Genomic DNA, 26,762 nt, shown 5'->3' with positions numbered 1-26,762 from the left:
TTGACCACGCAATTCACCAGACACCTGGTTTCCACCAAGTTCTCTCCCCCTCGTATCGGCGCAAAGCACTTGCCGCGCGCCAACCTGCTCGCCCAGCTCAACCGTATTCATCAGTGCAGGCTCGCCCTTGTCACCGGCAGCGCGGGCTACGGCAAGACCACCCTGCTCGCGCAATGGCGGCAAGCCTGCCTGAAGGCTGGGGCCGACGTCGGCTGGCTCTCCCTGAGCGCTGACGACAACGGCTATGCCGGCTTTTGCGCCGCGCTGTTTGCCGCCCTTCAACGCCTGGGCATTCCGGTCGAAACGGATATGCCGCTCGAGGACACCAGCGCAGTCGCCATGGATACGGCGATCGCCGCCATCGTCAGGGGCGCCGAGGCGCTTCAGCGCGACGTTTACCTGATCCTGGACGACTATCACCTGGTGGAGGCGTCGGCAGCGCACAAATTCATGCAGAAGCTGCTCGATCATGGCCCGGGCAATCTCCATCTCGTGCTTTCTTCACGCGTTACGCCGCCATTGAGCTTGAGCCGGTTGCGAGTCATGGATCAGATCGTGGAACTGGATAGCGCCGAACTGCCCTTCGACCTGCCAGAAACGCGCGTCTTCCTCGATGAAAACCTGGGTGCAGGCAAGATCAACGCCGATGAACTAGGCCTGATTCAGGAGCTGACGAGCGGCTGGCCATCGTGCCTCCAGTTGATCGTCATCATGCTGAAGAGCCGTCCGGACACGCGTTCGATCCTCCCGCATCTTGTCTGGCGATCCAGCGATCTGCAAACCTACCTGACCGAAGAGATCATGGCGCACCTGCCGCCTGAGCTCGCCGGTCTTGCCGAAACGCTGTCGATCTTCCGCAGATTCAATACGTCTCTCGCCGAGTCCGTCACGGATATTCCGCACACTGCGGAGTTGCTGACGCGCATGGAAGACGAGAACCTGCTGATCATTCGGGTCGATTCGGACGACAGGTCAGTCTGGTACCGCTTCCATCCGCTATTCGGCGAATTTCTCGCCACGCGGCTCGAACGCCGCGGATCCGCTGCAGTGCGGGAATTGCACCGGCGCGGCAGCCGATGGTTCGCCGATAACGGATTCCTTGCAGAAGCGATCCGCCATGCCAGCCTCGGCGAAGATCTGGAGTTCGCCACCTCGGTGATCGAGCGCGCCGCCCCCGCAACATGGAGCCTGGAATATCTGAGTCCGACGCTGCATCTGCTGGACCGCCTGCCGGAAGAGACCTTGTTCAAGCATCAGAGGCTGCTTTTCCTCGCCTGCCTGACGGTCGCGCTGACTGCTCGCCCAGCCAAAGCGGAGGGCTGGCTCGCCCATCTGGACGCAAGCGGCACCCCTACGCATCCGGATGTCAGCAGCAGCCTGCCGCTGATCCGCGCCGCGATCGCCGTCCAGCGCGACGATATGCAACGCGTCATCGATCTGCTGGAGCCCCAGCGCGATGCCGCGATGGAAAATCCCTTTCTGCAGTACGTGCTGCTTGCCGAACTCGCCTCGGCGTACAGCGCCACCGGGCAGTATGCGAAAGCGAGGCGCCTGCTCGACGCCCACCCCATTCCGCTGGCGGACCGCAACAATGACATGGCGCTCGTGGCGGAAGCGACGGTCATCACGACGTTGATGCTCGCCGGCGAAGTACGTGAGGCGGAGCGCACCGGTTCCCTGCTACTCGCGCGTTCGGTGAAGGCGCTGGGCCGCCGCTCGATCAGCGCGAACCTTTGCGCCGGCGGCCTCGCCGATGCTTATTACGAACTGGACCGCATCGATGATGCACGGGAGACCATCGCCAATCGCCGTGGCCTGCTGCAGTCCTCCGCGCCGGAGGTCATGATCCGTGCATCGCTTTGCAGGGCGCGTCTCGACCTCCTGCAGGAAAGCCCCGAGGCAGCGCTGTCCTTCCTGCAGCAACAGGCCGGACATATGCGCGGCCTCCGCCAGGAACGCGCGGTCGCGCACATGCTGGCCGAACAGGTCAAAGTGTTGTTGATAAAGGGGGACCGGGCACGTGCCGCTGACGTGTCCGCCTCTCTGGACGAACTGGCACACGCCCATCCGGCCGAACAGGGTTACCGCGCGGAGTTTCCGGCAGTCGCCGCGCTTGCCCGGGCCCGTGTCGTTCTGACCGATTATCCCGATCGGGCACTAGCGGCGCTGGAGATCACGCGCAGCCATGCGGCGCAATTCGGTCGCGGCAGGCTGCTTGCGCTTGTCGACATACTCCAAAGCGCGGCACTCGACAACATGGAGCGCTCAGAAGAAGCAATCGCCTCCATGGCCAAAGCGGTCGAAGCCGGCCACAGACTCGGCCTCATACGTACGCTGGTCGACGAAGGCGCGTTGGTCGGCAAGCCACTCGCGCGGCTCGTGCAGGAGAAGCTGCTGCAAGGGCCCGTCATGCAGTACGCGCAAGATCTGCTCGACAAGTTCTCCAACGCCGCGACAGCCGACGCGACCACCGGCGGGAGCCGGCGCGCAAACGCCCCCAGGAACCAGGCGGTGCTGACTCAGCGCGAAGTGGAGATACTCGGCCTCGTGGCCCAGGCGATGTCGAACAAACGAATCGCGCTCACACTGAACATCACGCTTGAAACCGTGAAGTGGAATCTGCGCAACATCTTCTCCAAGCTGGGGGTGTCGAGCCGGTATGACGCGATGGTATGGGCGCGCAAGCATGACCTGATTCAGTAGGGAGCAATGCCGTCCTTCACGGGGGACGGCGTCGAACGCAATGCAAATACCTGCGTCGAACAACGGCCCAGACACCGTGTTCACGCGACCGCCGTTACCCCACCATCCACCGCGAGAATCTGGCCGGTGATGTGCTTGCCGGCATCGCTCGCGAATAGCAGCGCCGCACCCTTCAGGTCGCCGTCGTCGCCAAGCCGTCGCAGAGGGATGCCCGCGCATACGGCATCCATGTCCATGCGAGCGAGCGAGCCGCTCGTCATCTTCGACGGGAAAAAGCCCGGCGCCAGTGCGTTCACCGTGATGTTGTGCTCGCCCCACTCGCCTGCCAGCGCGCGTGTGAAGTTGACCACCGCGCCCTTCGACGTGTTGTAGGCGATCGTCTCCATGCGGCCCGGCACGTTGCCCCTGAGGCCGGATATCGATGCGACATTGATGATCCGTCCGTAGCGGCGGGGAATCATCGAACGCCTGCCGATGCGTTGCGTCAGCAAAAACAGGCCGCGGATGTTCAGGTCCATCACTTTGTCCCAGGCTTCGACGGTGTGGTCCTCGGCCGGCGCGCCCCACACGGCGCCGGCATTGTTCACCAGGATGTCGACGCGCCCGAGCGTTGCGAGCGCTTCGTCGGCAAGACGCGCAATATCGTCGTCGCGCGCAGCGTCGGCGGCGACCCAGTCGACCACGATGCCACGCGCCTGTAAATGCGCCTGAGCGGCCTGCAGTTCGTCTGTCTTGCGTGCCGATATCACGAGGCGGGCGCCCTGCTCCCCGAGTGCCTCCGCGATCTGCAGGCCAAGCCCGCGCGAGCCGCCGGTAATAAGCGCCGTCTTACCCTTCAGGTCGAAGAGCTGCTTTACGGTATGCATATGATTTTCCTTTTGTAGAGCCGTAGGCTCTTGTTGAGCGTCTTTACAATCGACGTCTCGACAACGACGCGGCCGCGTCAACCACCCCGTCACATCGGCCAGTCGCTGAGTGATCAAGCGACTTCACATCAATGAGTTCGGCGACGCGTTGAAGAAGCCCCGCGCGGCGCCATGCCAGGTACTTCACGTAGCACGTCTGCTGGGCCGGAAAAATGGACGGCAGCCTATGCCACTTCTCGCCGTTTTGCTGCACCCAGAGAATCGCATTCAATATTCCGCGACAATCTCGACGGGGTCGCCCAGGTCCCCGAGTCGGCCCTGGAAACAGATGTTCGACGCGCGCCCAGTCAGCATCTGATAGGAGAATATCTGTGACGCACTTTTCCGCGTATTGCTGTACAGCGTTCAAAAAGGGACTCCTTGAGCTCGCCTCGTGCCTGATCTGCTAGCGATCACTTCAGCATCGAAGGCGCTCATTTAGAACCAGGCGTCCTGCATGTCGAGCGTGGTTCGATCGAGACTTGCAAGCAGATCAAACTGCGCTGTCACGCGGGGCAGCTCCCAGCGAAAGAAATAAGCCGCGGCGGCGAGCTTGCCGCGGTAGAAAGCATCGTCCTGTGCATGCTTGCCGCCAGCAAGCGCAGCACTCGCGACAAGGGCCTGCTCCAGCCACACCCACGCCATCACCACATGGCCGAACGCTTCCAGGTACAAGGACGCGTTGGCGAGCGTCAATGCGGGTTCCCCCGCCGCCCACAGTTGCCGCGTCACCTGCGCGAGGCGGGCGGTAGCGGAATCGAGCACACCGGCATATTCGTTCAACGCCGCGTCCGCACAAGCACGCGCGCATTCAACGGCGGCTTGCATCGTGTCGCGGAGAATCCCAAGGGCGGCCCCCTCCTTCAACACCACCTTGCGGCCAAGCAAATCCAGTCCCTGGATGCCGTGCGTGCCTTCGTGAATCGGGTTGAGACGGTTGTCGCGGTAAAACTGCTCGACGTTGTACTCGCGGGTGTAGCCGTAACCGCCGTGCACCTGAATCGCGAGACTGTTCGCTTCCAGGCACCATTGCGACGGCCAGCTTTTGGCGATGGGCGTCAGGATGTCGAGCAATAGCGTCGCCCGCTCACACGCCTGTGCGTCGCCCGCCGCGTGCGCCGCGCGTTCTTCGTCCACCCGCTTGGCGCAATATAGATTCAGCGCCAGCGCGCCCTCCGCGTAGCTCTTCTGCGCGAGCAGCATGCGGCGAATATCAGCATGCTCGACCAGCTTCGCCTGCGGGCTGGCCGGGTCCTTGCCGCCACGGCCGGCGGTGCGTCCCTGGGGCCGGTTGCGCGCGTAGTCGAGCGCATGCAGGTAGCCGGTATAGCCGAGCGTCGCCGCACCCAGCCCCACGCCGATGCGCGCCTCGTTCATCATGTGGAACATACAGGCGAGCCCCTGACCCGGCTCGCCGACCAGATAACCAATCGCGCCAGCCTTGCCGTCCGGCCGATATTTGATGCCTTCGCCGAAATTCAGCAGGCAGTTGGTCGTGCCACGATGGCCCATCTTGTGATTGAGACCGGCGAGCACCACATCGTTGTGCTCGCCGAGCGAGCCATCATCATTGACGAGGTACTTGGGTACGATAAAAAGCGAGATGCCCTTCACGCCCGAAATCAGCCTGCCGTCCGGACCAGGAATCTTGGCCAGCACCAGATGTACGATGTTCCCGGACAGTTCGTGTTCGCCGCCCGAGATCCACATCTTGTTGCCACGCAGCCGGTATTGCACGCCGAGCGGCGACTCGACCTCATACTCGGCGCGCGTCGTGATGTCCGACAGCGACGAGCCCGCCTGCGGCTCGGACAGGCACATCGTCCCGAAGAAACGGCCGTCCATCTCAGGCCGCACGAACGCGTCGATCTGCGCGGGCGTGCCGTAGGTGAGCAACAGGTTGGCATTGCCAATCGTCAGGAACGGATAGCCCGCCGTGCCGACGTTACCGGCCATGAACCAGGCGAAGCCAGCCTTCTCGACCACCAGCGGCAACTGCATGCCACCGAGTTCGTAATCCTGGCCCGCGGCCATCAGACCTGCCGCACTGAACGCGTCGAGCGCAGTCTTGACCTCAGGAATGAGGCTAACCGTTTCGCCGTCGAAATGCGGCTCGTGCTGGTCGCTCTTCTTGTTATGCGTCGCGAACAGTTCAGTGGCGATCTTTTCGCAGGTATCAAGCGCGGCGTCGAAAGTTTCGCGCGAGTGGTCGGCGTAGCGCGGGATCTCCGTCAGCGCCTCGACCCGAAGCCACTCGTACAGCATGAAATCCAGATCACGGCGGGACAGGATCAGCGACATACGGAGATCCCGTTCAAAGCACTTCGAACAGGCCGGCCGCACCCTGGCCGCCGCCGATACACATCGTAACCACCACGTACTTCACGCCGCGGCGCTTGCCTTCGATCAGCGCGTGGCCGACGAGGCGCGCGCCCGATACGCCAAACGGATGGCCCACCGCAATCGCGCCGCCATTGACGTTCAGGCGCTCCATCGGGATGCCGAGCTGGTCGGCGCAATACAGCACCTGCACCGCGAATGCTTCGTTCAGCTCCCACAGGCCGATGTCCTCGACCTTGAGGCCAGCCTTCTTCAGCAGCTTGGGCACCGCGAACACCGGACCAATACCCATTTCGTCGGGCTCGCAGCCCGCCACCGCGAAGCCACGGAACACGCCGAGCGGCTGCAGGCCGCGCGCGGCCGCCACCCGTGCGTTCATCACCACGGCGGCCGACGCGCCATCCGAGAACTGCGATGCATTGCCTGCCGAAATGACACCGCCAGGCATCGCGGTGCGGATCTTCGCCACGCCTTCGAGCGTGGTGTCGCCGCGGATACCTTCGTCGGCCGCGAGCGTCACTTCGCGCGTCACGATCTCGCCGGTGACCTTGTCGGTCACGCCGGCCAGCACCGTGATCGGCACGATCTCGTCATTGAAGCGGCCCGCCTGTTGCGCAGCGGCCGCCCGTTGCTGGCTGCGCGCACCGTACTCGTCCTGGCGCTCGCGCGAGATCTCATAGCGCTTGGCCACGGTCTCGGCGGTCTGCAGCATGCTCCAGTAGATTTCCGGCTTATGCTGCACCAGCCACGGGTCGCTCGCCATGTGCTGATTCATCTGCCGCTGCGTCCACGAAATGCTTTCGACGCCGCCCGCCACGAAAATGTCGCCTTCGTCCGCGATCACGCGCTGCGCAGCCATCGCAATGGCCTGCAGGCCCGACGAGCAGAAGCGGTTGACCGTCGCACCCGGCACCGTCGCCGGGCAGCCCGCGCGCAGGGCGATCTGCCGCCCGATATTGCCGCCCGTCGCGCCCTCGGGATTCGCGCAACCCATCAGCACGTCCTCCACTTCGCCAGCCTCAATGCCGGCGCGCTCGATTGCGTGCTTCACCACATGGCCGCCCATCGTGGCGCCGTGGGTCATGTTGAGGGCGCCCTTCCAGCTCTTTGCCAAGCCGGTGCGCGCGGTGGATACGATGACTGCTTCATTCATGTGTTGTTCCTGGGTGTGCTTTGATAGGGTTACTGGCCGGCAGCCGCAGCGCGGGATGCATGGCATCCGTGACCTGCGCGCCGGCATGCAGCAGCGGACACGCTCAATCGTTGAAGCCCTTGCCTTCGTCCGCCAGCTTCTGCAGCAGCGGCGCGACCTGCCATGCTTCTCCGCGATAACCCTTCGCGCAACGCTGGATCGCCTGCGCGACGTTGTAGAGGCCGAACTGATCCGCATACAGCATCGGGCCGCCGCGGAACTGCGGAAAGCCGTAGCCGCTCAGATAGACCATGTCGATGTCCGATGCCTTCGACGCGATGCCTTCCTCGAGAATCAGTGCGCCTTCGTTGACGAGTGCGAACACCAGCCGCTCGACGATTTCTGCATCGGAAATCTTGCGGCGCGCGATCCCCAGATCCTTCGAGTGACGCACGATCATTTCGTTGACCTGCGGACTCGGATACGCCTTGCGATCGCCCGGCTCGTAGTCGTACCATCCTGCGCCGGCCTTCTGGCCAAAGCGCCCCGCCTCGCACAGCAGGTCGCCGGTCTTCGAGTAGGTGAACTCGGGCTGCTCGATGGCGCGCCGTTTGCGGATCGCCCAGCCGATATCGTTGCCCGCCATGTCGATCATGCGGAACGGGCCCATGGCGAAACCGAATGTCTCGATCGCGCGGTCAACCTGTTCGGGCAACGCGCCTTCGTCCAGCAGGAAGCCCGCCTGGCGGCTGTACTGCTCGAGCATGCGGTTGCCGATGAAACCGTCGCACACGCCGGCCACAACGGCGACCTTTTTGATCTTCTTACCGAGCTGCATGACGGTGGCAAGCACATCCTTGCCGGTTTTCTCGCCGCGGACCACTTCGAGAAGCTTCATCACGTTGGCCGGGCTGAAGAAGTGCATGCCGACCACGTCCTGAGGACGCGTCGTGAACGAGGCGATTGTGTTCACGTCCAGCGTCGAGGTGTTCGAAGCGAGGATCGCCCCCTGTTTCATGACCCCGTCGAGTTTCCTGAAGACCGCTTCCTTCACACCCATTTCCTCGAACACCGCTTCGATGACGAGATCGGCGTCGCCGATGTCGTCATAGGAGAGCGTCGTGCGCAGCAGGTTCATGCGCTGCTCGACGTCGTCCTGGGTGAGCTTGCCCTTTTTCGCGCTGCTCTCGTAGTTGCGGCGGATCGTCGCCACGCCGCGCTCCAGCGCATCGGACTTCATTTCCAGCATCGTCACGGGGATGCCCGCGTTCAGGAAGTTCATGCTGATGCCGCCACCCATGGTGCCCGCGCCGATCACGGCCACCTTCGCGATCTTGCGGGTGGGCGTGTCGCCCGGCACATCGGGAATCTTGCTCGCGGCGCGCCCGGCGAGGAACGCATGACGCAAGGCCCGCGATTCAGGCGTAGAGAGCAGATACAGGAAGCCATCGCGCTCGTCTTTCATGCCCTGTTCGAACGGCTTGAGGGAAGCCGCGACCGCGTCGACGCATTTGAGCGGTGCCGGGAAATGCTGCGATGTCGCCGCGAGCGTGCTGCGCGCGAATCCGAGGTAGCCTTCAGCGTTCTTGTGCTGCACCTTCAGGTTTCGTACCTGCGGATGCTGGCCCGGCGCGGCGGCGACGTTCCGAGCGAACTTCACTGCAGCGGGTAGCACGTCGTCACTGGCGACGTGGTCGAATAGCTTCGTATCGGCAAACTTCTCGGACGGGATCGCATTGCCTGACGTGATCATGTTCAAAGCCGCCTCGAGGCCGATCACGCGCGGCAAGCGCTGCGTCCCGCCGGCGCCTGGCAGCAGGCCAAGATTGACTTCCGGCAGGGCGATCTGCGCGCCCTTTGCCGTCACGCGGTAGTGGCAGCCTAGCGCCAGCTCGAGGCCGCCGCCCATCGCCACCGCATGAATTGCAGCCACCACCGGCTTTGGCGAAGCCTCAATCGTATCGATGACCGTTTGCAGGCTCGGCTCCTGCATCGCCTTTGGTGTACCGAACTCGCGGATATCCGCGCCGCCCGAGAATGCCTTGCCGGCACCGGTGATCACAATCGCCTTGACGGTCGCATCGTCCAGCGCTCGAGTCATCCCTTCGACGATGCCCACCCGGGTGCTGTGGCCCAGTCCGTTGACAGGAGGATTGTCGAGCGTGATGACGGCAATGCCGTCATGGGACTGATACTGCGCTGTCATGCTGGTTCCTTTGATGTCTTGAGTTTCTCCCGGGATCGGGAGGGTCGACTTCATCCGTTTTGTCATGCGAAGCCGTTCGGCGCGGCGGCGAAAGCTGCGGCGTGTGTCGCACGTGAGATCCGGGCACATGATAGGCAGGCGTCAGACGCAATTTCCCCCTCCCTTTCTAGGGGGCGCCGGCGAACTGCCGTTCAGTTCGCCAGACGCGGACATGCGTCCCACCGATGCCCGGTTTCGCGGCGACCCGCCGCGCAATCCGCCAACCAGGCCGCGTTCGCAGCCGCCCCCCTCCAAAGGGAAGGCGGCGCCACACCCGACACGCCCTATCCTGCGTGTGCAGGCGCGTTGCCGCGTTGCAACCTGAAGCGCTCGCTGAGCTCGACATTCCCGACATGCAACCAGGCAGGACAACGCAATGAAGCAGTTTCAGAACAGGGTTGCCGTGATTACCGGCGCTGCATCGGGCTTCGGCAAGGCATTCGCCGAGGCCGGCGCGGCCCTGGGCATGAAGCTCGTGCTGGCCGACATCCAGGAGGACGCACTGCACGCCACCGTGAAAACACGCCGTGACCAGGGTGCGGCCGTGATCGGCGTGCGTACCGATGTGTCGAGTGCCGATCAGGTACAGGCGCTCGCCGACGCCGCGATCGACGCGTTCGGCGAGGTCAATCTGTTGTTCAACAACGCTGGCGTGGGCGCGGGCGGCCTCGTGTGGGAGAACACCGAAAAAGATTGGGACTGGGTGCTGGGCGTGAATTTGAAGAGCGTCATTCATGGTGTGCGGATATTCACGCCCTTGATGCTCGCCGCCGCCGCGCGCGATCCGGCCTATGAAGGCCATATCGTCAATACCGCATCGATGGCCGGTCTCGTCAACGGACCGTCGATGGGCGTGTACAACGTCTCCAAGCATGCGGTGGTTGCCCTCACCGAGACGCTTTATCACGACCTCGGCCTCGTGACCGATCAGGTGCACTGTTCGGCGTTGTGTCCGTACTTCGTGCCGACCGCATTCAGCCAGTCGCGCCGCAATCGTCCCGCCGAGCTTGCCAACGCTGAAACGCCGACGCGCTCACAGCTTGTCGCGCAAGCGATGTCCGAGAAGTCGGTCAGCTCCGCAAAGATCAGCGTGGAAGAAATCGCCCAGATAACGTTCGACGCCGTCCGGATGCGGGACTTCTATATCTACTCGGATCTCAATGTAATGGCGCTCGTGGAGGAGCGCTTCAAACGCATGATCGGACAGTGCAACCCCGGTGACCCGTTCGCCGGCCATCCGCAAGTGCGCGAAAAGCTGGTCAAAGCCTTGCGCGGCTAGCGCACGCGTCATTGCTGTCCACGGATATCCGATATGAACCCGACCGCTGTCGCGCGAAAGCTTCTTCATACCCGCCATGTCGCCTGTCATGCGTATCAGCGCAGCGACGGGCTGATTGACATCGAAGCAGAGTTGAGAGACATCACGCCAGACGGAACAGATCTTTTCTTCAAGATCCTGCCCGCCGGCATGCCGATTCACGACATGCGCATCCTCATGACGGTGAACCAGAAGCTGGTCGTCCAGGCCGTCACCGCGCAGATGCGCGCAACCCCGACGCCTTACTGCCCGAAGATCGAGTCCGCCTATGCAGCGCTCGCCGGTCTGCAAATCGGTGCGGGCTGGCGAACGCAGGTCAAGGCTCGCGTCGGCGGCATGCACGGTTGCACGCATCTGACCGAACTGATACTCGGAACAATGGCGACGACCGCCGTGCAGGCGAGCTTGGCTATCGAGCGCGCGTCGCCCGACTGGCCCGCAAGCCTTAAAAAAGACGTGACGATCATCAATAGCTGTCACAGCTATCGGAGCGATGGCGAGGCGGCAAAAATACTCTGGTCCGAGCAGCGGCGCGAGCAGGATTGCAGCGGTCCGGTGGTCTGAATGTGGAACGCGCAAACCAATCGAACCAGCTGGCGTGTGCTGACCGAGCAATCGCGCCGGGCATTACTCGCGCATTTTCTCGCCCTCAACGACGAAGACCGTCGACTCCGTTTCAATCAGCCGACGCGCGACTGGACGATCAAACATTACGTGGATGGCATCGACTTCGAGCGCGACACGGTGTTCGGCGTCTACGACAGTCCGCTGACGCTGGACGGCGTGGGGCATTTCGTGACGCTGCGCGATAACGACCGTCCTCGCGCCGCCGAGCTCGGCGTATCCGTATCGCAAGATGCGCGCGGGCGCGGCATCGGCAGCGCACTGCTCGAACACGCGATTACTCACGCTCGCAGCATGCAGTTCCACACGCTGTGGATGTATTTTCAGTCGGACAACGACGCGATGATGCGTATCGCGAGAAAGGCCGGCATGACGATCCAGTGCGCGTACGGCGAGGCCGATGCATGGCTCGCGCTGCCATCGGCGGATGACCCCATTGCCGTTCTGGACAACCATTGCATCAAACCACGAGGGGACTTGTATGGCGTCTCACTTCAATGCACCAGAGAAATGGCTTCAGGCATGCTTCAAGTTGGCACACGACTGGACGCAGGTGCTGACTGGCCCGCGAGCAACCCAGGATAGCGAGGCATCGAACGCGGACGCGGCGCCGCTGGCGCTTGCCAGTGCACACTATTGGAATCAACAGATGGCGCTTTGGCGCACTCTGATGTCGCCGCACGCGAGCGGCAATGGCGTCGCGCCCCCCATGACGGCGCCCGAGCCGAACGACCGCCGCTTCCAGGGCGAGGATTGGACCGGCAACGCCTGGTACAGTGCGCTCGTGCAGGCTTACCTGCTCAATTCACGCCTGCTCGCCGAGATGGTCGAAGCCGCGGAACTCGACGACAAGGTCAAGCACAAACTGCGCTTTTTTTCCCGCCAGTTCATCGATTCGATGAGCCCCGCAAACTTCGCCGCGACCAATCCCGAGGCGATGCGGCTTGCGCTGCAATCGGACGGCGAGAGCTTGCGTGCCGGCATGTCGAACCTGCTGCACGACCTGGCACGCGGCCAGATTGCGATCACCGACGAGACGGCATTCGAGGTAGGCCGCAACGTCGCGGTCTCCGAGGGTGCGGTCGTGTTCGAGTGCGAGCTCATGCAATTGATCCAGTACCGGCCGCTCACCACGCAGGTCGCCGCGCGCCCGCTCGTCGTGGTGCCGCCGTGCGTGAACAAGTTCTACATTCTCGACCTCCAGCCGAAAAACTCCTTCGTGCGCTATGCGTGCGAGCAGGGCTACACCGTCTTCGTGATTTCATGGCGCAACCCAGGCGAGGACATGCAGCATACGACCTGGGACGATTACCTCGAACACGCCGTGATGAAGGCGATCGAGATAGCGCAGGCGATCAGCGGCGCGGACAAGGTCAACACGCTCGGCTGGTGCGTCGGTGGCACGATGCTCTCCTCGGCACTGGCGATCCTGCGCGCGCGCGGCGACGAAACGGTAGCGAGCATGACCTTGCTCACGACCCTGCTCGATTTCGACGAACCGGGTGACCTGGGCGCGTTCATCGACGAGGAAAGTGTCAGGCAAAGCGAACTGACGATCGGCCAGGGTGGCATCCATTCCGGCAAGTCGTTGGCGTTCGTATTCCAGATGTTGCGCGCGAACGATCTGCTGTGGCCCTATGTCGCCAACAACTATCTGAAGGGACAAACGCCCGACGCGTTCGACCTGTTGTACTGGAATGCCGACGCCACCAATCTGCCGGGGCCGATGGTTGCGTGGCTGCTGCGTAACACGTACCTGGAGAACAACCTGCGCGTGCCGGGCAAGCTCGTGATGTGCGGCCAGCCGGTGAACCTCGGCGCGATCGATGTCCCGAGCTATGTTCTCGCGGCCCAAGGCGACCATATCGTCCCATGGCGGTCCGCATGGCGAACCGTACACCTGCTTGGCGGCAAGCCGCAGTTCGTGCTGGCCGCGAGCGGCCACATCGCCGGGGTCATCAACCCTCCGTCCGTGAACAAGCGCCATTACTGGACTGGTGGCAACCAGGCCGACAACGCGGACGAGTGGCTCGCGCTTGCGAAACAGAAGCCAGGAAGCTGGTGGACACACTGGAGCCAATGGCTGCGCCGGCACGCCGCCGAGAAGGTTCCGGCTCGCACGCGATTGGGCGATGACGCCTATCAGCCGATCGAGCCGGCGCCTGGCCGCTATGTAAGCGCGCGCTGCGGATAGCCATGCCGCGGCGGCATGGCTTGCACTATTCCGCTTGATCGGTTTGGCACTCGCCCGTTGTGCTCGTCCCGCCGGTCAACAACGCATGCACCATGCGTGCGATCAAATAGGGCGTATCGGAATCGACGAGGTATTCAGGTCTTTCAAGCACCATCGCCCGCGGCAGCGCAAGCAGCGTCTGGAAGACCAGAAACTCGGCCTGCGCCCAATCCCGGACGCGAATCTCGCTGGCGAAACGCGCCATCAGCGCCGGGGTCGCGACCGCGTGCCAAAGTTGTTTCGTCTTGACCAGATCGAGCCGCACGAGTTCGTCATAGTGGGTCGAACGCACGCTGTACGCCGGGTCGATCAACATTTTCTTGTGATGAACGGCAACGCCGATTTTCAACGTAAGGAGAATTCCGTCGAACAAGGTCGCGTTGACAGGCAGCGCCGCGATGCCCGCCAGCAACGCTTCGCGTCGCTCGACACGGTAATCGTCGAAGACCGCGGTAATCAGCGCTTCCATGGTCGGGAAATACTCGTAGATCGAGCTAATGGCCACGCCCGCATTTTCCGCGAGGCGCAACGCGGTCAACGCGTCGCGCCCTTCCGTCTCGAGAATTTGCCTGCCAGTTTGCTTCAGCGCGGCGACAAGGGCGATCGAGCGCGCCTGGCGCGGCGCTTTGCGCGGCTGAGCAGGTATCCCGACACGCAGGACCCGATCGCCGCTGGCCGCTCCTTGCACATCGCGGGTCGAATTAGCCATGGCAATCCTTCTCTCTCGTTCGGCGTGCGCCTGCGCCGGCAGGTGATTCCGCGGGGCGCAAGGACAGTTCGGAAATGCCAACTATAGCGACGTGCACAGCCACCGCCTCCCCTCATTCGTAGGGGGGCGGGTTACCACGCGTTGACAGGAACGGTCGCTCACGGGCCGTCCGCTGGCCGTCCGCAGGCACCGGTCAGAAACGCAGAATCGCCCGGCAAACGCGCCTCCAGCCCAAAATTTCTCCTTTTATTTCAAGGTCTTGTCCGCCGCCACCAGGCGACCGAATCCGGAACGAGACACGGCCGTCGGCTCCCTATACTGATCTTGCGGTCTGCGTTGGGCCGAGCGAGCGTGAATGCTCGCCGCACGCCGGCGTCGGCGCCGGTCCCTTACCCAAGATTTACTCAAGAGTAGCGAGTCAGACGATGTCCTCTGCAGAAGTCTCCATCGAACAAAAAACCCAGTTGTTGCTGAACGACCCGGCGGCTCTCGCCAATCATTCATACGAAACATGGGGTCACCTGCCGCGTGCCGAGGTCGACGCCATGCAGCTGATCGGCCTGAAAAAGCGCTTTGCCGCGTTTCGCGACCGCATTCCGACACTCAAGAAGCTCGCCGATGCCGAAGGCGTGCACACGGTCGAGCAACTTGACGACGTGGTGCCGCTGCTGTTCGAGCACACCATCTACAAGTCCTATCCGCCTTCGCTGCTCGAAAGGCACAACTTCACGCAAATCAACAGGTGGTTGAGCAAACTGGTCACCCCTGAGGTGGCCGAGCAGATACTCGCGGCCGACGTCAGCGCGTGCCGCGGGCTCGACGACTGGTTCGCGGCAATGGACGCAGCGGTGCCGCAACTGGTGCTCAGCCACACGTCAGGCACGTCGGGCACGGTGTCGTTTCTGCCGCATAGTGCCCGCGAGTACGAAAAAGCTTTCGAGGCACGCAGGCTGTTCATCTGGAACATGACGGGGCCGCACACGCCTCAACCGGAGTTGCACACCGCCTTTCCGTACTACCGTTCCGGCTATTTGAGCCACTTGCGCGGCAACGACTTCATGATCAAGGTGTTGCTGCCGGACGAAACGCATTTCCGGGCCGCCTACCCCGCGCGGCTGAGCAGCGACGTGCTGCATCTCGGCGCGAAAATCCGAGCTGCGCACGCGCGCGGCACGCTCGATCGACTGGAAATCAGTGCTGAACTGGCCGCCAAGAAGAAAGCCTTCGACCGGCTCCAGGCCGACATGCCGAAGCATCTCGAAGCATTCTTCGAACGCATCGCACATGAACTCAAGGGCAAGCGCGCGTTTATCTACGCGACCTGGAATCTGCTGCACAACATGGCGAAGGCGGGCCTCGCGCGCGGTCTCGAAGGCGTGTTCGCCGCTGATTCGTACATCACCACCGCCGGCGGCGCGAAAGGCATGGTGCAACCCGAAGGCTGGGTGGAGGACATCCTGCGTTTCACGGGCGCGAAGAAGCTGAACCAGTCATATGCGATGTCCGAAGTACTCGGTTCGCACATGCTGTGCGAGCACGGCCATTACCACCTGAATCCGACCGTCATTCCCTACCTGCTCGATCCCGAGACGAGCAAGCCGCTGCCGCGCACTGGCCGCGTGACAGGGCGCGCGGCTTTTTACGATCTGAGCACCGAAACGCGCTGGGGCGGCTTCATTTCCGGCGACGAAATCACCATCGAATGGGACGAGCGCTGCCCGTGCGGCAGACCGAGCCGCTACATCGTCGGTCCGATCCAGCGCTACAGCGAAAAGAACGGCGGTGACGACAAGATCACCTGCGCGGCCAGCGAAAACGCGCATCGCGAAGCGATGGATTTCCTCAATACTCTCGAAGGCTGATGTCATGCAAAAACCTATCGCGCCGATGATCATTCGCGGCCAGATCATCACCGATAACCTGATCGAAGTCGGCGGCCGCGGCGGCGATCTCGCATTTCTCACGCCGGACGCCCACCATTACATCGACGCGCTGCCGCTCGGCAATCCGGCGAAGCTGGCCGACCTGTACAAGCTCAGCTTCGACGACATTCTCGACTACGCTGCCGCGCTCGGCGAGCACCTCGATCTCGCGACCAATCGCCACCTTCAGGAAGCGTGCGAGCTGTCGTATCTGACGGCGCCGACCACGCCGACGCTCGTCAAGTCGAGCTACCTCGGCCTGCGTCACATGCTCTCGCGCGAGGCGATCATCGAAGCCGTGGACAGCACGGTCGGCATCAAGTATCTGGAAGGATGGGTCAAGCAGCGCCTGATCGACGGCACCGACCTCGAAGTGCGCTGCTTCGGCGCGCGTACTCTGCACATCGTGGCCGGCAATGCCACGGGGCTGTCGTTGCTGACCATCGTGCGCAACATGGTGCTGCGCAGCGACGCCATCATCAAGGCGCCGTCGAACGACCCCTTCACGGCCCTCGCCATCGCCCGCACGATGATCGAGATGGCACCGGATCACCCGCTCACGAAACACCTGAGCGTCGCCTACTGGAAAGGCGGCGACGCGGCGTTCGAAAAGCGCCTGTATCAGCCACAGAATCTGGAAAAGATCGTCGCGTGGGGCGGCTTCGCGTCGATGAAGCACGTGAGCCAGTACATCCAGCCCGGCCTCGAACTGATCTCGCTCGACCCCAAACGCAGCGCGAGCATCATCGGCAAGGACACGTTCGCGAGCGAGGCCAGCATGCGCGAAGCCGCGCTGCGCCTCGCCACCGATATCGGCGCGCTGAACCAGAAAGGCTGCGTGTGTGCGCGTCTGGCCTATGTGCAAAGCGGCACCGACGAGGCGGGCCTGCAGCAGCTCAACGCCTTCGGCCGCTACGTGTACGACGCCCTGATGCAATTGCCGAACAGCGTCAGCACGTCTGCGAAACGTTACGACCAGGGTCTCAAGGCACACGTCGATGCACTACGCCTCGACGACGAGTGGTATCGGGTAATCGGTGGCAAGGATGGGGAAGGTGCGATCATCGTCTCGCAGATTCCCGAACCGGTGTCGTTCGCCACGTTGCTCGACGATCGGACGGCCAACCTCGTGCCGGTCGACTCCCTCGATGAAGTGATGGACGCGGTGGACGCCTACACCCAGACGGTCGGCATCTATCCGGAACGCCTCAAGGACGAACTGAAAGATCGCCTGCCGTTGTATGGCGCCCAACGGATCGTGTCGCTCGGTTACGCGGCGGCGATGAAATGGGCCGCGCCTCAGGACGCGATCGAGCCGCTGCGCCGTATGGGCAAGTGGATTTCGAACCAGACCAACTCACCCGACGCCACCCCGGGCCCGTGGCAGCGCCCGCCCATCGACTGACCGGTTTTCTATCCCCAAGGCCCGGCGCCCGCTCGGGCCAATCCATTCCCTTTTTCTTCTGAACCACATCAAATCATGACCACCTGTCACGGATTCGGCGCCCTCGATGCCCACGCACACCTCACCCCGATGAGCTTCGAGCGCCGCGCATTGCGCGCCGACGATGTCTCGATCGACATCGCCTACTGCGGCGTATGTCACTCGGACGCCCACCAGGTCGACAACGACTGGAACAATACCGTTTTCCCCTGCGTGCCCGGGCACGAGATCGTCGGGCAGGTCTCTGCCGTCGGCAGCGACGTGACGAAATTCAAGGTCGGCGACCGGGTCGCCGTCGGCTGTCTCGTCGACAGTTGCCAGCACTGCGCACCCTGCGAGGAAGGCGAAGAACAACTGTGTACCGAAGGACCCACGCCGACCTACAACGGCCGTGATCGGATCACCGGCGAGACCACTTACGGCGGCTACGCCCAGCACATCATCGTGCGCGACCGGTTCGTGCTGCGCGTGCCCGCCGCACTCGACCCACGCTTCGCCGCACCGCTTCTGTGTGCCGGCATCACGGTATGGACGCCGATGCGCAAGTATGGCGTCGGCGCGCAATCGAAGGTGGCGGTCGTAGGCCTGGGCGGCCTGGGTCACATGGCGGTGAAGCTCGCAGCGGCACTGGGCGCCGAAGTGACCGTGATCACGAGCTCACCGGGCAAGGTCGACGACGCTCGCGCGCTCGGCGCGAACCACGTGTTGCTGTCGAGTGATCCGAAGGCGATGCAGGCAGCGGTCAACTCATTCGATTTCATCCTCGACACGATCCCGATGCGGCACCACGTCAACCCGTATCTGATGCTCCTTGGACGCAACGGCAAGCTGGTGGTGGTCGGCGCAATCGACCTTCTGGAGCCCGTGCACGGCGCTTTGCTGATGCGCAACAATCGCTCGCTGACCGGTTCGCTGATCGGCGGAATCCAGGCTACCCAGGAACTGCTGGACTTCTGCGCGGAACACAAGGTTCTGCCCGACTGCGAGATGATCGACATCAGCGAGATCAACACGGCGTTTCAGCGCATGCGTGCCAATGATGTGAAGTATCGCTTCGTGATCGACATGGCATCGCTCGAGAACGCCGGCGGCGATTGAGTTTCGCCGCGGCGCGGGGGCCTGCGCGAGTTTCGCAGGTCCGCCGTATCGTTACCGTCGCGAGCGTTCTCGCGACGCAACTCAGCGCAGACCCGTCAGTTGACGTCGACCAGCACGCGGCCGCGCACTTTACCCGCCAGCAGGTCTGCCGCGGCACTGGGCACTTCGGTCAGCCGTACCGTTTTCGCCGTGATCGCGTCGAGCACGGACACTGGCAAATCCGTCACGATACGCTGCCACGCTGCGATCCGATTCTTCAACGGAAGCATGACCGAATCGACGCCGATCAAGTTCACGCAACGCAGGATGAACGGCATCACGGTGGTCGGCAAATCGGCGCCGCCCGCCAAACCGCATGCGGCCACCACACCGCCGTAGTTCATCTCGGCCAGCACGCGTGCCAGCACTTTCGAGCCAACGGTGTCGATCGCGGCGGCCCAGCGCTGGCCCTCGAGCGCGCGCGGCGATTCGGCCCATTGCGGACCGTCCACGATCTCGCTGGCGCCGAGGCCCCTCACATAATCATGTTTCTCCGGATTGTGCGTCAGCGCGGACACGGTATAGCCGAGGTGCTTAAGGATCGCTACAGCGATGCTCCCCACCCCGCCGGTCGCGCCAGTGACGAGCACGGGACCGCTTTGTGGCGTGACCCCCGCCGATTCGAGCGCGCTCACGCACAACATGGCCGTCAAGCCCGCCGTGCCGACCATCATCGCCTCACGCGTGCCGAGGCCGTCTGGCAAGGGCACAAGCCAGTCGCCCCGCACCCGTTGATACTGGCTATAGCCGCCCCAGTGCTTTTCGCCGACACCCCATCCCGTCAACACCACTTTCTGGCCCGCGGTGAGCTGGGGATTCGTGGTCTCGACAACGGTCCCCGCGAAGTCGATACCGGGTACCAGCGGCCATGCCTTGACGACCTTGCCGGTGCCCGTGACGGCAAGCGCGTCCTTGTAGTTGATGGTCGAATAGTCGATTTTGACGAGCGTGTCCTCAGCGGGTAGCGCATCGAACGACAAGGTTTCGACCGCCGCCCTCGTCTTCCTGTCTTCCTCGCGCAGCATCAGCGCGTTAAAAGTCTGTTCAACCATTCCGTTCACCTTTAAATGATCCGTCGCGGGAGATTGTGCGCCATCTGCGCCCACACGGCAGTAGTGCCCGCGTCTAGGGTGTGCCCGCCACGCCGTCGAAGACACGTCCAGGATTGAGCACGCCTTTCGGATCCAGCGCTTGCTTGAGCAGGCGCATCACATTCACTTCGGCTGGTGTGCGCGACACACCCAGCCACGGCTTCTTTTCGATCCCGATGCCGTGTTCGGCCGACACGGCGCCGTGCAACGCCTGCAACGGTGAGTAGACCAAGGTGTCGAGTTCGACGCGGCGTTGCGGGTCCAGGTCCGGCACATGCACCGCGAGATGCACGTTGCCATCGCCGAGATGCCCGAAGGCCCACAACCCGGCGCCGGACCAACGCTGCGCGATCTCTGCACGGACGGTTTCGACGTAGTGTCCCGTGTCGGCGAGCCGCAGCGAGATGTCATACGCGACGAGCGGGCCGAAGCGGCGCAGCTGCGCGACATCGTCGCGCAGTCCCCACAGGGCCGCGCATTCGCGCTCGTTCTTCGCGAGTGTCGCATCGACCACGACACCCGCTTCCAGCGCCGCACCGAGCGCATCGTCGAAGCGATCGCCCTGGCTATCGTCATCGACACTCGCCTCCACCAGCACATAGAACGGATGGTCCTGCGGCAATGGCGGCCGCGCGAGCGCGGGCGGCGTGGTCACCACATGGTAGAAGTCCTGCCACATCACTTCGAACGCCGAGAGCCGGCCGTCCATTGCATGATCCAGCTGGCGCAGCAGCGTGCAGACCGCTGCGAAATCGGGCATCGCCACGAGCGCCATGCGTCGCCCGGCGGGCGGCTCGCTAAGACGCAGCACGACCCGCGTCACGATGCCGAGCGTGCCTTCGGAGCCGATGAAGAGGTGTTTCAGATCGTAGCCGGAGTTGTTCTTGACGAGCTCATTCATCGAGTCCAGCACGGTGCCGTCCGCCAGTACGACTTCGAGACCGCGCAGGTTCTCGCGCATCATCCCGTAGCGAATCACGCGGTTGCCGCCCGCATTGGTGGCCACCATGCCGCCCAGCGTCGCGCTGCCGCGCGCGCCGAGGTCGACCGGCAATAACAGCCCCGCCGCCGCGGCTGCGTCCTGCGCTTGCGCGAGTATCACACCCGCCTCGGCGATCAGCACGCGCTGCGTCGTATCGACCGGCTCGATGCGCTGCATGCGCTCCAGCGACAGAATCACTTCATGCGCTTGCGCATCGGCGCCGTGCACGAGGCCCGTCAGCCCGCCTTGCGGTATGACGGGTACCCCCGCCGCGTGGCAGACGGCCAGCACGGCGCTGACTTCGGCGGTGCTGGCGGGACGCACGAGCACCCGCGCTTGTATCCCCTGCCGGCTGGCCACGCCGGCAGGGCGCGCACGCACATCGTCTTCCAGCAAAAGGCCAGCCGGACCGACGATTTCGCGCAGCGCCTCGATCAGTGGTGTCAGCGCGGCGCCGGCGTCAGCGCGTTGCTGTGTGTTACCTGACGTTGTCATGGTTGAATGCCCTCTCGTCAGATCATCAGTTCGATCAGGAACGGGCCCTTGCGCCCATTCGCCATCGCGAAGAGTTCGGCGAAGCGCGCGAGTGTATCGGCGCGCGCGGCCTCCACGCCCATGCCGTTGGCGATCTTGACCCAATCCATATCGGGGCGGCCGATGTCGAGCATGTCCAGCGCGGTTTTGCCCGGCGTCGCGCCGACGCTTGCCAGCTCACCGAGCAGAATCGCGTATTTGCGGTTCGACAGCAGCACCACGGTCACATCGAGACCTTCGCGGGCCATGCTCCAGAGCGCCTGCGGCGTGTACATCGCCGAGCCGTCGGCCTGCAACGCAACGACGCGCCGGCCAGGCGCCGCGACCGCCGCGCCGAGCGCGAGCGGCAGACCATCGCCGATCGCGCCACCGGTCACCTGCAGCCAGTCATGCGGCGCCGCGTGTGCGGTGCCCGGGTAGAACGCATGACCGAAGGTGACACTCTCGTCGACCACGATCGCTTGCTCGGGAAGCTGTGCACACAGAATCTGCGCCACCGACTGCGAGGTGATCGGTCCGTCAGGAATCTCGTGCGCAGCGGCCTGGGCGTCAGGTGCGTCGATGCGCGGCGCGTTCAGTTGCGCCGCGAGCTGCGCCAGCGCATCGGCGAGGTCCTGCTCTGCCCGGGCCAGCACGTGGACCACCGCGTCTTCGGGATACGGGCGCGACGACTTGCCTGGGTACGCGAAAAACGTCGCCGGCGCGGGTGTGCCGACGAGGATCAGATGGCGGATGCCAGCGGTCCTGGCCCGTGCAGGGTCGCCGTAATACGGCAGCCGCTCGATCGGAAAGCGCCCACGGCCGCGCGCCACGCGCGCATTGGCGGTCGTGCACATCAGGCGAGCGCCGGTGGCGGCGGCAATGCCATGCGCGTCGGCCAGCGCGGCTTCGTCGAGCGCGCGGCCCGCGAGCAGCAGCATGGTCGGCTCGCCGGAGCGCAGCACACGCGCGATTTGCTGCACGATATCCGGCGTGACCTTCGGCACAGGGAGCGGGGCCAGTGGCGCAGCCACCTGGCCGCCCTCGTTCCAGCAGACATCGGACGGCAGGATCAGGCTCGCCACCCCGCCCGGTTCTGCACACGCGGCCTGCACCGCGGCGGCCGCAGCGGCGCCGACCGAAGCGGCCTCGGTGGCCGTGCGCGTCCACACCGAGACCGGACGCGCCCAGCCCTCCGTATCGGAGGTAAGGGGGGCATCAAAGGGCCGATGATAAGTCGCCTGGTCGCCGACGATGTTGACCACGGGCGTCTGCGCGCGGCGCGCGTTGTGCAGGTTGGCGAGGCCGTTGGCCAGACCGGGCCCGCAATGCAACAGCGTGGCGGCGGGCTTGCCCGCGATGCGCGCATAGCCATCGGCCGCGCCGGTCACCACGCCCTCGAACAGGCCGAGCACACAGCGCATGCCGGGAATCTGGTCGAGTGCCGCCACGAAATGCATCTCGCTCGTGCCGGGGTTCGCAAAGCAGGTGTCGACGCCACACGCGAGCAACGTTCTCACGAGGCTCTCAGCGCCGCTCATCTGCGCCATCGTGCCGGCCGGCCGGGTTTCGAGCAAACGTGTGGTGTCCTCAAGGTGTTTTTCTACAGTCGACATCGACGATCTCGCATAGGGAAGGGGTGAAACGCACGCCGTCAAGCTGCGGCGGTCTCAGTGACGAAGCGGTTGACGTGCGCGGCTACGGTTTCAGGCACCTCTACCGGAACGAAGTGGCCAACCCCGGGCAATTCTGCATATTGCGCCTGCGGCGCCAGAGCATGCAGCGCTCTCCCCATGGCAATGTTGGCGATGGGGTCCGCATCGCCCCACAGGAACTGAACTCGCGCGCCCTCCGCCTGGACTGCACCGACCCAGCGGTCCGCGTGCAAATACCGTTCGCGCACGTAACTGTAGACATTGGGTATGCGAAGGTTGCCGTCCTTGTGGGCAAGGAGTTCGGTCATGATCAGTGCGTCCTCTGCACTGACGGCCTCGGGTTTGCCCATACACTTCTTCAGGCGCTCAGCGTATCCAGGCACCATGTCGGCCACCATCCGCTTCCCTTCGTCAAGGGTGGCGGGATTCTCAAGCACCTTCTGGATGTTCGTGAGTGTCGCCATCCCCTTGATGATGCTTCCATTCAGAAACGTCGAGCTGTCGATCTCGAAGGAAAGGCGCCCCTCCTGCTTGCGGGCAAGCAACTCCGTATGGACACTCGTGCCCACGTCGTGGCTCACCACGTGCACCGTCTTGACGCCGAGCTTTTTGAGCAATGCTTCGATGACATCGGCTTGCTGGAAGAGCGAGTATCCCCACGCCGCCGGTTTGTCGGAGAGTCCGTAGCCGATCTGATCGAATGCGATGCAATCGAAGTGGCCCGCAAGGCTGGAAACTGTATCTCGCCAATCAAAGCATGAAGTCGGAAAGCCGTGGATGAAGAGAATGGAAGCGCCAACGCCTCGCCGATGGACGAAGACCCGATGCTCTCCAATCTGAACAAAATCGCCCGAATTTTGCCAGGCTGTGGTTGCTGCAGAAAACGAAGATTCAGCTGTCATTTTGTCTTTCCGAGTTTGAGAACGAATTCAGTTCGTGCTGTGACGAACAGGGCGCCTGCACCCATTCGTGGCAGTTCGCGGGCGAACCCGTAAAGGGATGACGAACAGGCAACCAAGGATCATTGCCACCCCGGCCGCGCTGAACGCCAAGGTGAAATTTCCTGTATGTATTCGCACGAGGCCAAAAACGAACGGTCCGACTACGCCGCCCAGGCTGCCAAAGCCATGAATGACGCCAATCCCCACGCCGAGCACGGCTGGCGGCAACACTTCGGATGGCAGCGTCCAGAACGGCCCGAACCGACCCGCCATGGCACCTGTTGCCACAGCAAACAGACAAACCATCGCGAACGCGCTTCCTCCACTGAACTGCATCAGCAATAGCACGCAACCCGCAGTCATCGTCGCGCCAATCATGTGCCACTTGCGCTCACCCCAACGGTCAGAGCTTCTGGCAACCAGCGTCATCGAGAGCATGCTCAAGAGGGCCGGCAAGGTGGCCACCAGTCCAACGACGCCTATTGAAAGCCCCGCCTCTTTGAGAACGGTGGGATACCAGAACTGAATTCCCCACTCCCCGACAAGTGCAAGAAAGTTGTACAGCGCCAGCAAGATGACACATGGATGCCACAGGACCGACAGGAAATGGCCTTGCAGCGCAACCATGTCGCTCGTTTCCGCGTCAAGGGTTCGAATCAGTTGTTCGCGCTCCGCTTCATCCATCCAGGTCGCGTGTCGTGGGTGGTCATCAATGAGGCACCACCAGACGATGCCCCAGAGTAAGCCTGGCAATCCTTCGATGATGAACATCCAACGCCAGGTTGAGTGCGTCAGAATGAGGCCGGAAAGCGGACCCGCGATGATCGGCCCGGCGACCAGACCCAGCAGGAGAATGCCGGTGGCGCGCGCGCGCTCTGCACGAGTAAACCAGGACCGGATCAGGACCAGCACGCAAGTCAGCAAACCGCCTTCTGCGAGTCCCAGCATGAACCGGTTGATCGTCAATCCACGTTCGGTCGTGACAGACGCCGCAGCCAACGCAATGGTGCTCCAGAGCAGCATCAAGACGAAGATTGCCTTCTTGGGGCTCCGTAGACTGGCTATTCGTCCCATCGGTATCTGCAAGATGAGATAGCCCCAGAAATAAGCGCCCGCCGCCAGGCCAATGGCCTTTGGCGACAAGCCGAGATCCTGGCGCATCGAGGGAATGGCCATGCCCAGATTGCCGCGATCGATGAGCGCCAACATGTACATCACCGTAGCGACGCCAAGAATGCGAACCCATCGGTTTCGAAGCGAAAATTTGAGATTCCCAACCGGCATGATGTCTCCGTTTGATCCCGTGTTTCGGGATGCTATTTAGTGCACGACTACTGCCCGTTCCGTACGTTGTCTTGACCACGCTGATCCAGACAGCGCACGGAATTGACGCGTCACTGGCCTGGCGGAATGAAGTCTTCCGAAGCGATGTGCGCGGGCACGGGGGTGTAAGACTTTTCAGTCACCAGATTGGCCATCACCATTTCGGGACCACCCAGGCTTTCGATCAACTCACGTTGCGCAAGGTTGGCGCGCTTATCGACTTCTTCGGGGTCAACGATCGTGTGCAAGATGCGCTCGAGTTCCGAGACCACCGATGCGTAGCGCGTGTCCTCTGCAAGGTTAGTGCCCTCCTCGGGGTCGGCCTCGAGGTCGAACAGTTCTGAAGAAAACTCAACGTAGTGGATAAGCTTGAAGCGGCCTTTGCGGACCATGTAGGACGCGGACGGCGACCCGCCGGCGTGGTATTCGCTGAAGGCGACACGCTCGATGTCGTCCGGCTGGTTTGCAAGATTGAAAAGCGATTTTCCGGGTGTTCCGTCGTTTTCAAAGGGCAACCCGGCGGCATGAAGGATGGACGGATGGACGTCAACCAGCGTGGCGGGCGTGTTGCACACCTTCGCAGCGGGAACATCCGGGCCCGCGACGATGAGCGGAATGGCTGCGGCTTCCTCGTAGTGGTTGGACTTGCCCCACAGGCCGCGAGCACCGGCGTTTTCGCCATGGTCCGAGGTAAAGATGATCCGGGTGGAATCGGTGAGGCCCGCCTGTTGCAACGCTTCCAGCACGCGCCCGACCTGGGCGTCCATGAAACTGCACAGCGCCAGATAGGACGCGAAGGCCTTTTTTTGTTGCTCGACTGTCGCGCGCCCGGAGGCGACGAAGCGCTGCAGCCAGGGGTGAAGCTGGAAGCCTGATGCGGGCGCAAACTTTCCCTCAGGCATCTGGTCGATCGGGTACAGGTCCAGGAATTCCTTGGGTACGCACAATGGATAGTGCGGTGTGACGAAGCTCACGAACAGGACCCAGTTGCCGTCTTTGTCAGCGGCGCGCTTCAGCCAGTCACACGCGACGTCGGCGATCCGCCGGTCGTAGCGGGTGTATTCGCTTTCGCCTTCGGCTGCGGACATGGGGATGCCTGCCACATGGCGCGCCTCGGCCACGAAATCCGGAAATTGCTTGCGGATCGACAGATGCACCATGCCCAGGCCGTCCTTGATATGCATGGGCACATGCTGGCGGTCAAGGCCGACCGGATCGCTTTGCTTGCGATAGTGGAGCTTTCCGATGGACTCCACCGGGATCTTTGCCGCCTGGAGACGATGCCCCCAGCCCTCTACACGACCATCGTAGGCAATGGAATTGTCCCAGTACCCGATTTCATTGACGTAGCGTCCGGTGGCGAAGCTCGCGCGCGCCGGCACGCAGATGGGGGAATTCGTGTAAGCATGGGTAAAGCGGGTTCCGCGTGCCGCCAGCGCATCGAGGTTTGGCGTTTTTGCCAGGGGATGGCCTGCGCACCCAAGCATTCTGGCGTTGTGCTCGTCCGCCATCAGTACCAGTACATTGTTCGGCTTCATTTCGGCT

Annotated in this window: 20 protein-coding genes; 8 read left to right on the top strand and 12 right to left on the bottom strand. The window is 63.1% G+C overall.

Annotation, left to right across the window (positions count from 1 at the left end; genetic code table 11):
* Window positions 1-2,703, top strand: coding sequence for a winged helix-turn-helix domain-containing protein (locus PQR27_RS07640; protein ID WP_408226429.1), 2,703 nt, complete (start codon window positions 1-3; stop codon window positions 2,701-2,703).
* A gap of 80 nt (window positions 2,704-2,783) precedes the next feature.
* Here the strand turns inward: PQR27_RS07640 and PQR27_RS07635 are convergent, their stop codons facing one another.
* The 5 genes from PQR27_RS07635 to PQR27_RS07615 form a co-directional block, all read right to left on the bottom strand.
* The gene (locus tag PQR27_RS07635; RefSeq protein WP_408226426.1) at window positions 2,784-3,569 is read right to left on the bottom strand and encodes an SDR family oxidoreductase; all 786 of its coding nucleotides are present in this window, start codon (window positions 3,567-3,569) and stop codon (window positions 2,784-2,786) included.
* A gap of 43 nt (window positions 3,570-3,612) precedes the next feature.
* On the bottom strand, window positions 3,613-3,978 hold the full coding sequence (locus PQR27_RS07630; protein ID WP_408226423.1) for a transposase: 366 nt from the start codon (window positions 3,976-3,978) through the stop codon (window positions 3,613-3,615).
* A gap of 68 nt (window positions 3,979-4,046) precedes the next feature.
* Window positions 4,047-5,909: an acyl-CoA dehydrogenase gene (locus tag PQR27_RS07625; RefSeq protein ID WP_408226420.1), complete on the bottom strand. Its 1,863-nt coding sequence runs from the start codon at window positions 5,907-5,909 to the stop codon at window positions 4,047-4,049.
* Window positions 5,910-5,922: 13 nt separating this feature from the next.
* Window positions 5,923-7,101 carry an acetyl-CoA C-acyltransferase gene (locus PQR27_RS07620; RefSeq protein ID WP_408226417.1) on the bottom strand — a complete coding sequence of 393 codons (1,179 nt, stop codon included), beginning with the start codon at window positions 7,099-7,101 and terminating at the stop codon, window positions 5,923-5,925.
* 103 nt (window positions 7,102-7,204) lie between these two features.
* Entirely contained in the window at window positions 7,205-9,286 is a 2,082-nt protein-coding gene (locus PQR27_RS07615; RefSeq protein WP_408226414.1) for a 3-hydroxyacyl-CoA dehydrogenase NAD-binding domain-containing protein, read from the bottom strand.
* Window positions 9,287-9,701: 415 nt separating this feature from the next.
* On the opposite strand from PQR27_RS07615, the gene PQR27_RS07610 reads away from it, so the two are divergent.
* Genes PQR27_RS07610 through phaC form a run of 4 tightly spaced genes read left to right on the top strand, consistent with a single transcriptional unit; the run spans window position 9,702 to window position 13,461 of the window.
* Window positions 9,702-10,604, top strand: a complete 903-nt coding sequence (locus tag PQR27_RS07610) for an SDR family oxidoreductase (RefSeq protein WP_408511618.1) — start codon at window positions 9,702-9,704, stop codon at window positions 10,602-10,604.
* Between the two features lie 33 nt (window positions 10,605-10,637).
* The gene (locus PQR27_RS07605; RefSeq protein ID WP_408269069.1) at window positions 10,638-11,207 is read left to right on the top strand and encodes a DUF2889 domain-containing protein; all 570 of its coding nucleotides are present in this window, start codon (window positions 10,638-10,640) and stop codon (window positions 11,205-11,207) included.
* Window positions 11,208-11,852: a GNAT family N-acetyltransferase gene (locus PQR27_RS07600; protein ID WP_408397994.1), complete on the top strand. Its 645-nt coding sequence runs from the start codon at window positions 11,208-11,210 to the stop codon at window positions 11,850-11,852.
* Window positions 11,749-13,461 carry a class I poly(R)-hydroxyalkanoic acid synthase gene (gene phaC / locus PQR27_RS07595; protein WP_408397992.1) on the top strand — a complete coding sequence of 571 codons (1,713 nt, stop codon included), beginning with the start codon at window positions 11,749-11,751 and terminating at the stop codon, window positions 13,459-13,461. Before PQR27_RS07600 ends, phaC begins: the two co-directional genes overlap by 104 nt.
* Before the next feature lie 25 nt (window positions 13,462-13,486).
* On the opposite strand, the gene PQR27_RS07590 is transcribed toward phaC, so the two are convergent.
* A complete protein-coding gene (locus PQR27_RS07590) occupies window positions 13,487-14,209 on the bottom strand; it encodes a TetR/AcrR family transcriptional regulator (RefSeq protein ID WP_408523054.1) in 723 nt (240 codons plus the stop codon).
* Window positions 14,210-14,634: 425 nt separating this feature from the next.
* Between PQR27_RS07590 and PQR27_RS07585 the strand changes: the two genes are divergently transcribed.
* From PQR27_RS07585 to PQR27_RS07575, 3 genes are all read left to right on the top strand, one after another.
* Window positions 14,635-16,071, top strand: a complete 1,437-nt coding sequence (locus tag PQR27_RS07585; protein ID WP_408226396.1) for a phenylacetate--CoA ligase family protein — start codon at window positions 14,635-14,637, stop codon at window positions 16,069-16,071.
* Between the two features lie 4 nt (window positions 16,072-16,075).
* Complete coding sequence (locus PQR27_RS07580) at window positions 16,076-17,536, top strand: acyl-CoA reductase (protein ID WP_408511619.1); 1,461 nt, start codon at window positions 16,076-16,078, stop codon at window positions 17,534-17,536.
* A 75-nt stretch (window positions 17,537-17,611) separates the two neighbouring features.
* Window positions 17,612-18,673 carry an NAD(P)-dependent alcohol dehydrogenase gene (locus PQR27_RS07575; RefSeq protein ID WP_408226391.1) on the top strand — a complete coding sequence of 354 codons (1,062 nt, stop codon included), beginning with the start codon at window positions 17,612-17,614 and terminating at the stop codon, window positions 18,671-18,673.
* 95 nt (window positions 18,674-18,768) lie between these two features.
* On the opposite strand, the gene PQR27_RS07570 is transcribed toward PQR27_RS07575, so the two are convergent.
* The 6 genes from PQR27_RS07570 to PQR27_RS07545 form a co-directional block, all read right to left on the bottom strand.
* Window positions 18,769-19,764 carry an MDR family oxidoreductase gene (locus PQR27_RS07570; RefSeq protein WP_408226389.1) on the bottom strand — a complete coding sequence of 332 codons (996 nt, stop codon included), beginning with the start codon at window positions 19,762-19,764 and terminating at the stop codon, window positions 18,769-18,771.
* 73 nt (window positions 19,765-19,837) lie between these two features.
* On the bottom strand, window positions 19,838-21,280 hold the full coding sequence (locus PQR27_RS07565; RefSeq protein ID WP_408511620.1) for an FAD-binding oxidoreductase: 1,443 nt from the start codon (window positions 21,278-21,280) through the stop codon (window positions 19,838-19,840).
* Window positions 21,281-21,297: 17 nt separating this feature from the next.
* Window positions 21,298-22,839: an acetolactate synthase large subunit gene (locus PQR27_RS07560; RefSeq protein ID WP_408226726.1), complete on the bottom strand. Its 1,542-nt coding sequence runs from the start codon at window positions 22,837-22,839 to the stop codon at window positions 21,298-21,300.
* A gap of 113 nt (window positions 22,840-22,952) precedes the next feature.
* Window positions 22,953-23,855, bottom strand: a complete 903-nt coding sequence (locus PQR27_RS07555; protein WP_408226383.1) for an alpha/beta fold hydrolase — start codon at window positions 23,853-23,855, stop codon at window positions 22,953-22,955.
* A 27-nt stretch (window positions 23,856-23,882) separates the two neighbouring features.
* On the bottom strand, window positions 23,883-25,103 hold the full coding sequence (locus PQR27_RS07550; protein WP_408226380.1) for an MFS transporter: 1,221 nt from the start codon (window positions 25,101-25,103) through the stop codon (window positions 23,883-23,885).
* Between the two features lie 185 nt (window positions 25,104-25,288).
* The gene (locus PQR27_RS07545; protein ID WP_408226377.1) at window positions 25,289-26,755 is read right to left on the bottom strand and encodes a sulfatase family protein; all 1,467 of its coding nucleotides are present in this window, start codon (window positions 26,753-26,755) and stop codon (window positions 25,289-25,291) included.
* Between the last annotated feature and the right edge of the window lie 7 nt (window positions 26,756-26,762).

Source organism: Paraburkholderia fungorum (genome assembly GCF_046027215.1).
GTDB classification, from domain to species: domain Bacteria; phylum Pseudomonadota; class Gammaproteobacteria; order Burkholderiales; family Burkholderiaceae; genus Paraburkholderia; species Paraburkholderia fungorum_D.
Note: the sequence above shows the minus strand (reverse complement) of the source record. Positions and strands in the feature narration are given on the sequence as shown.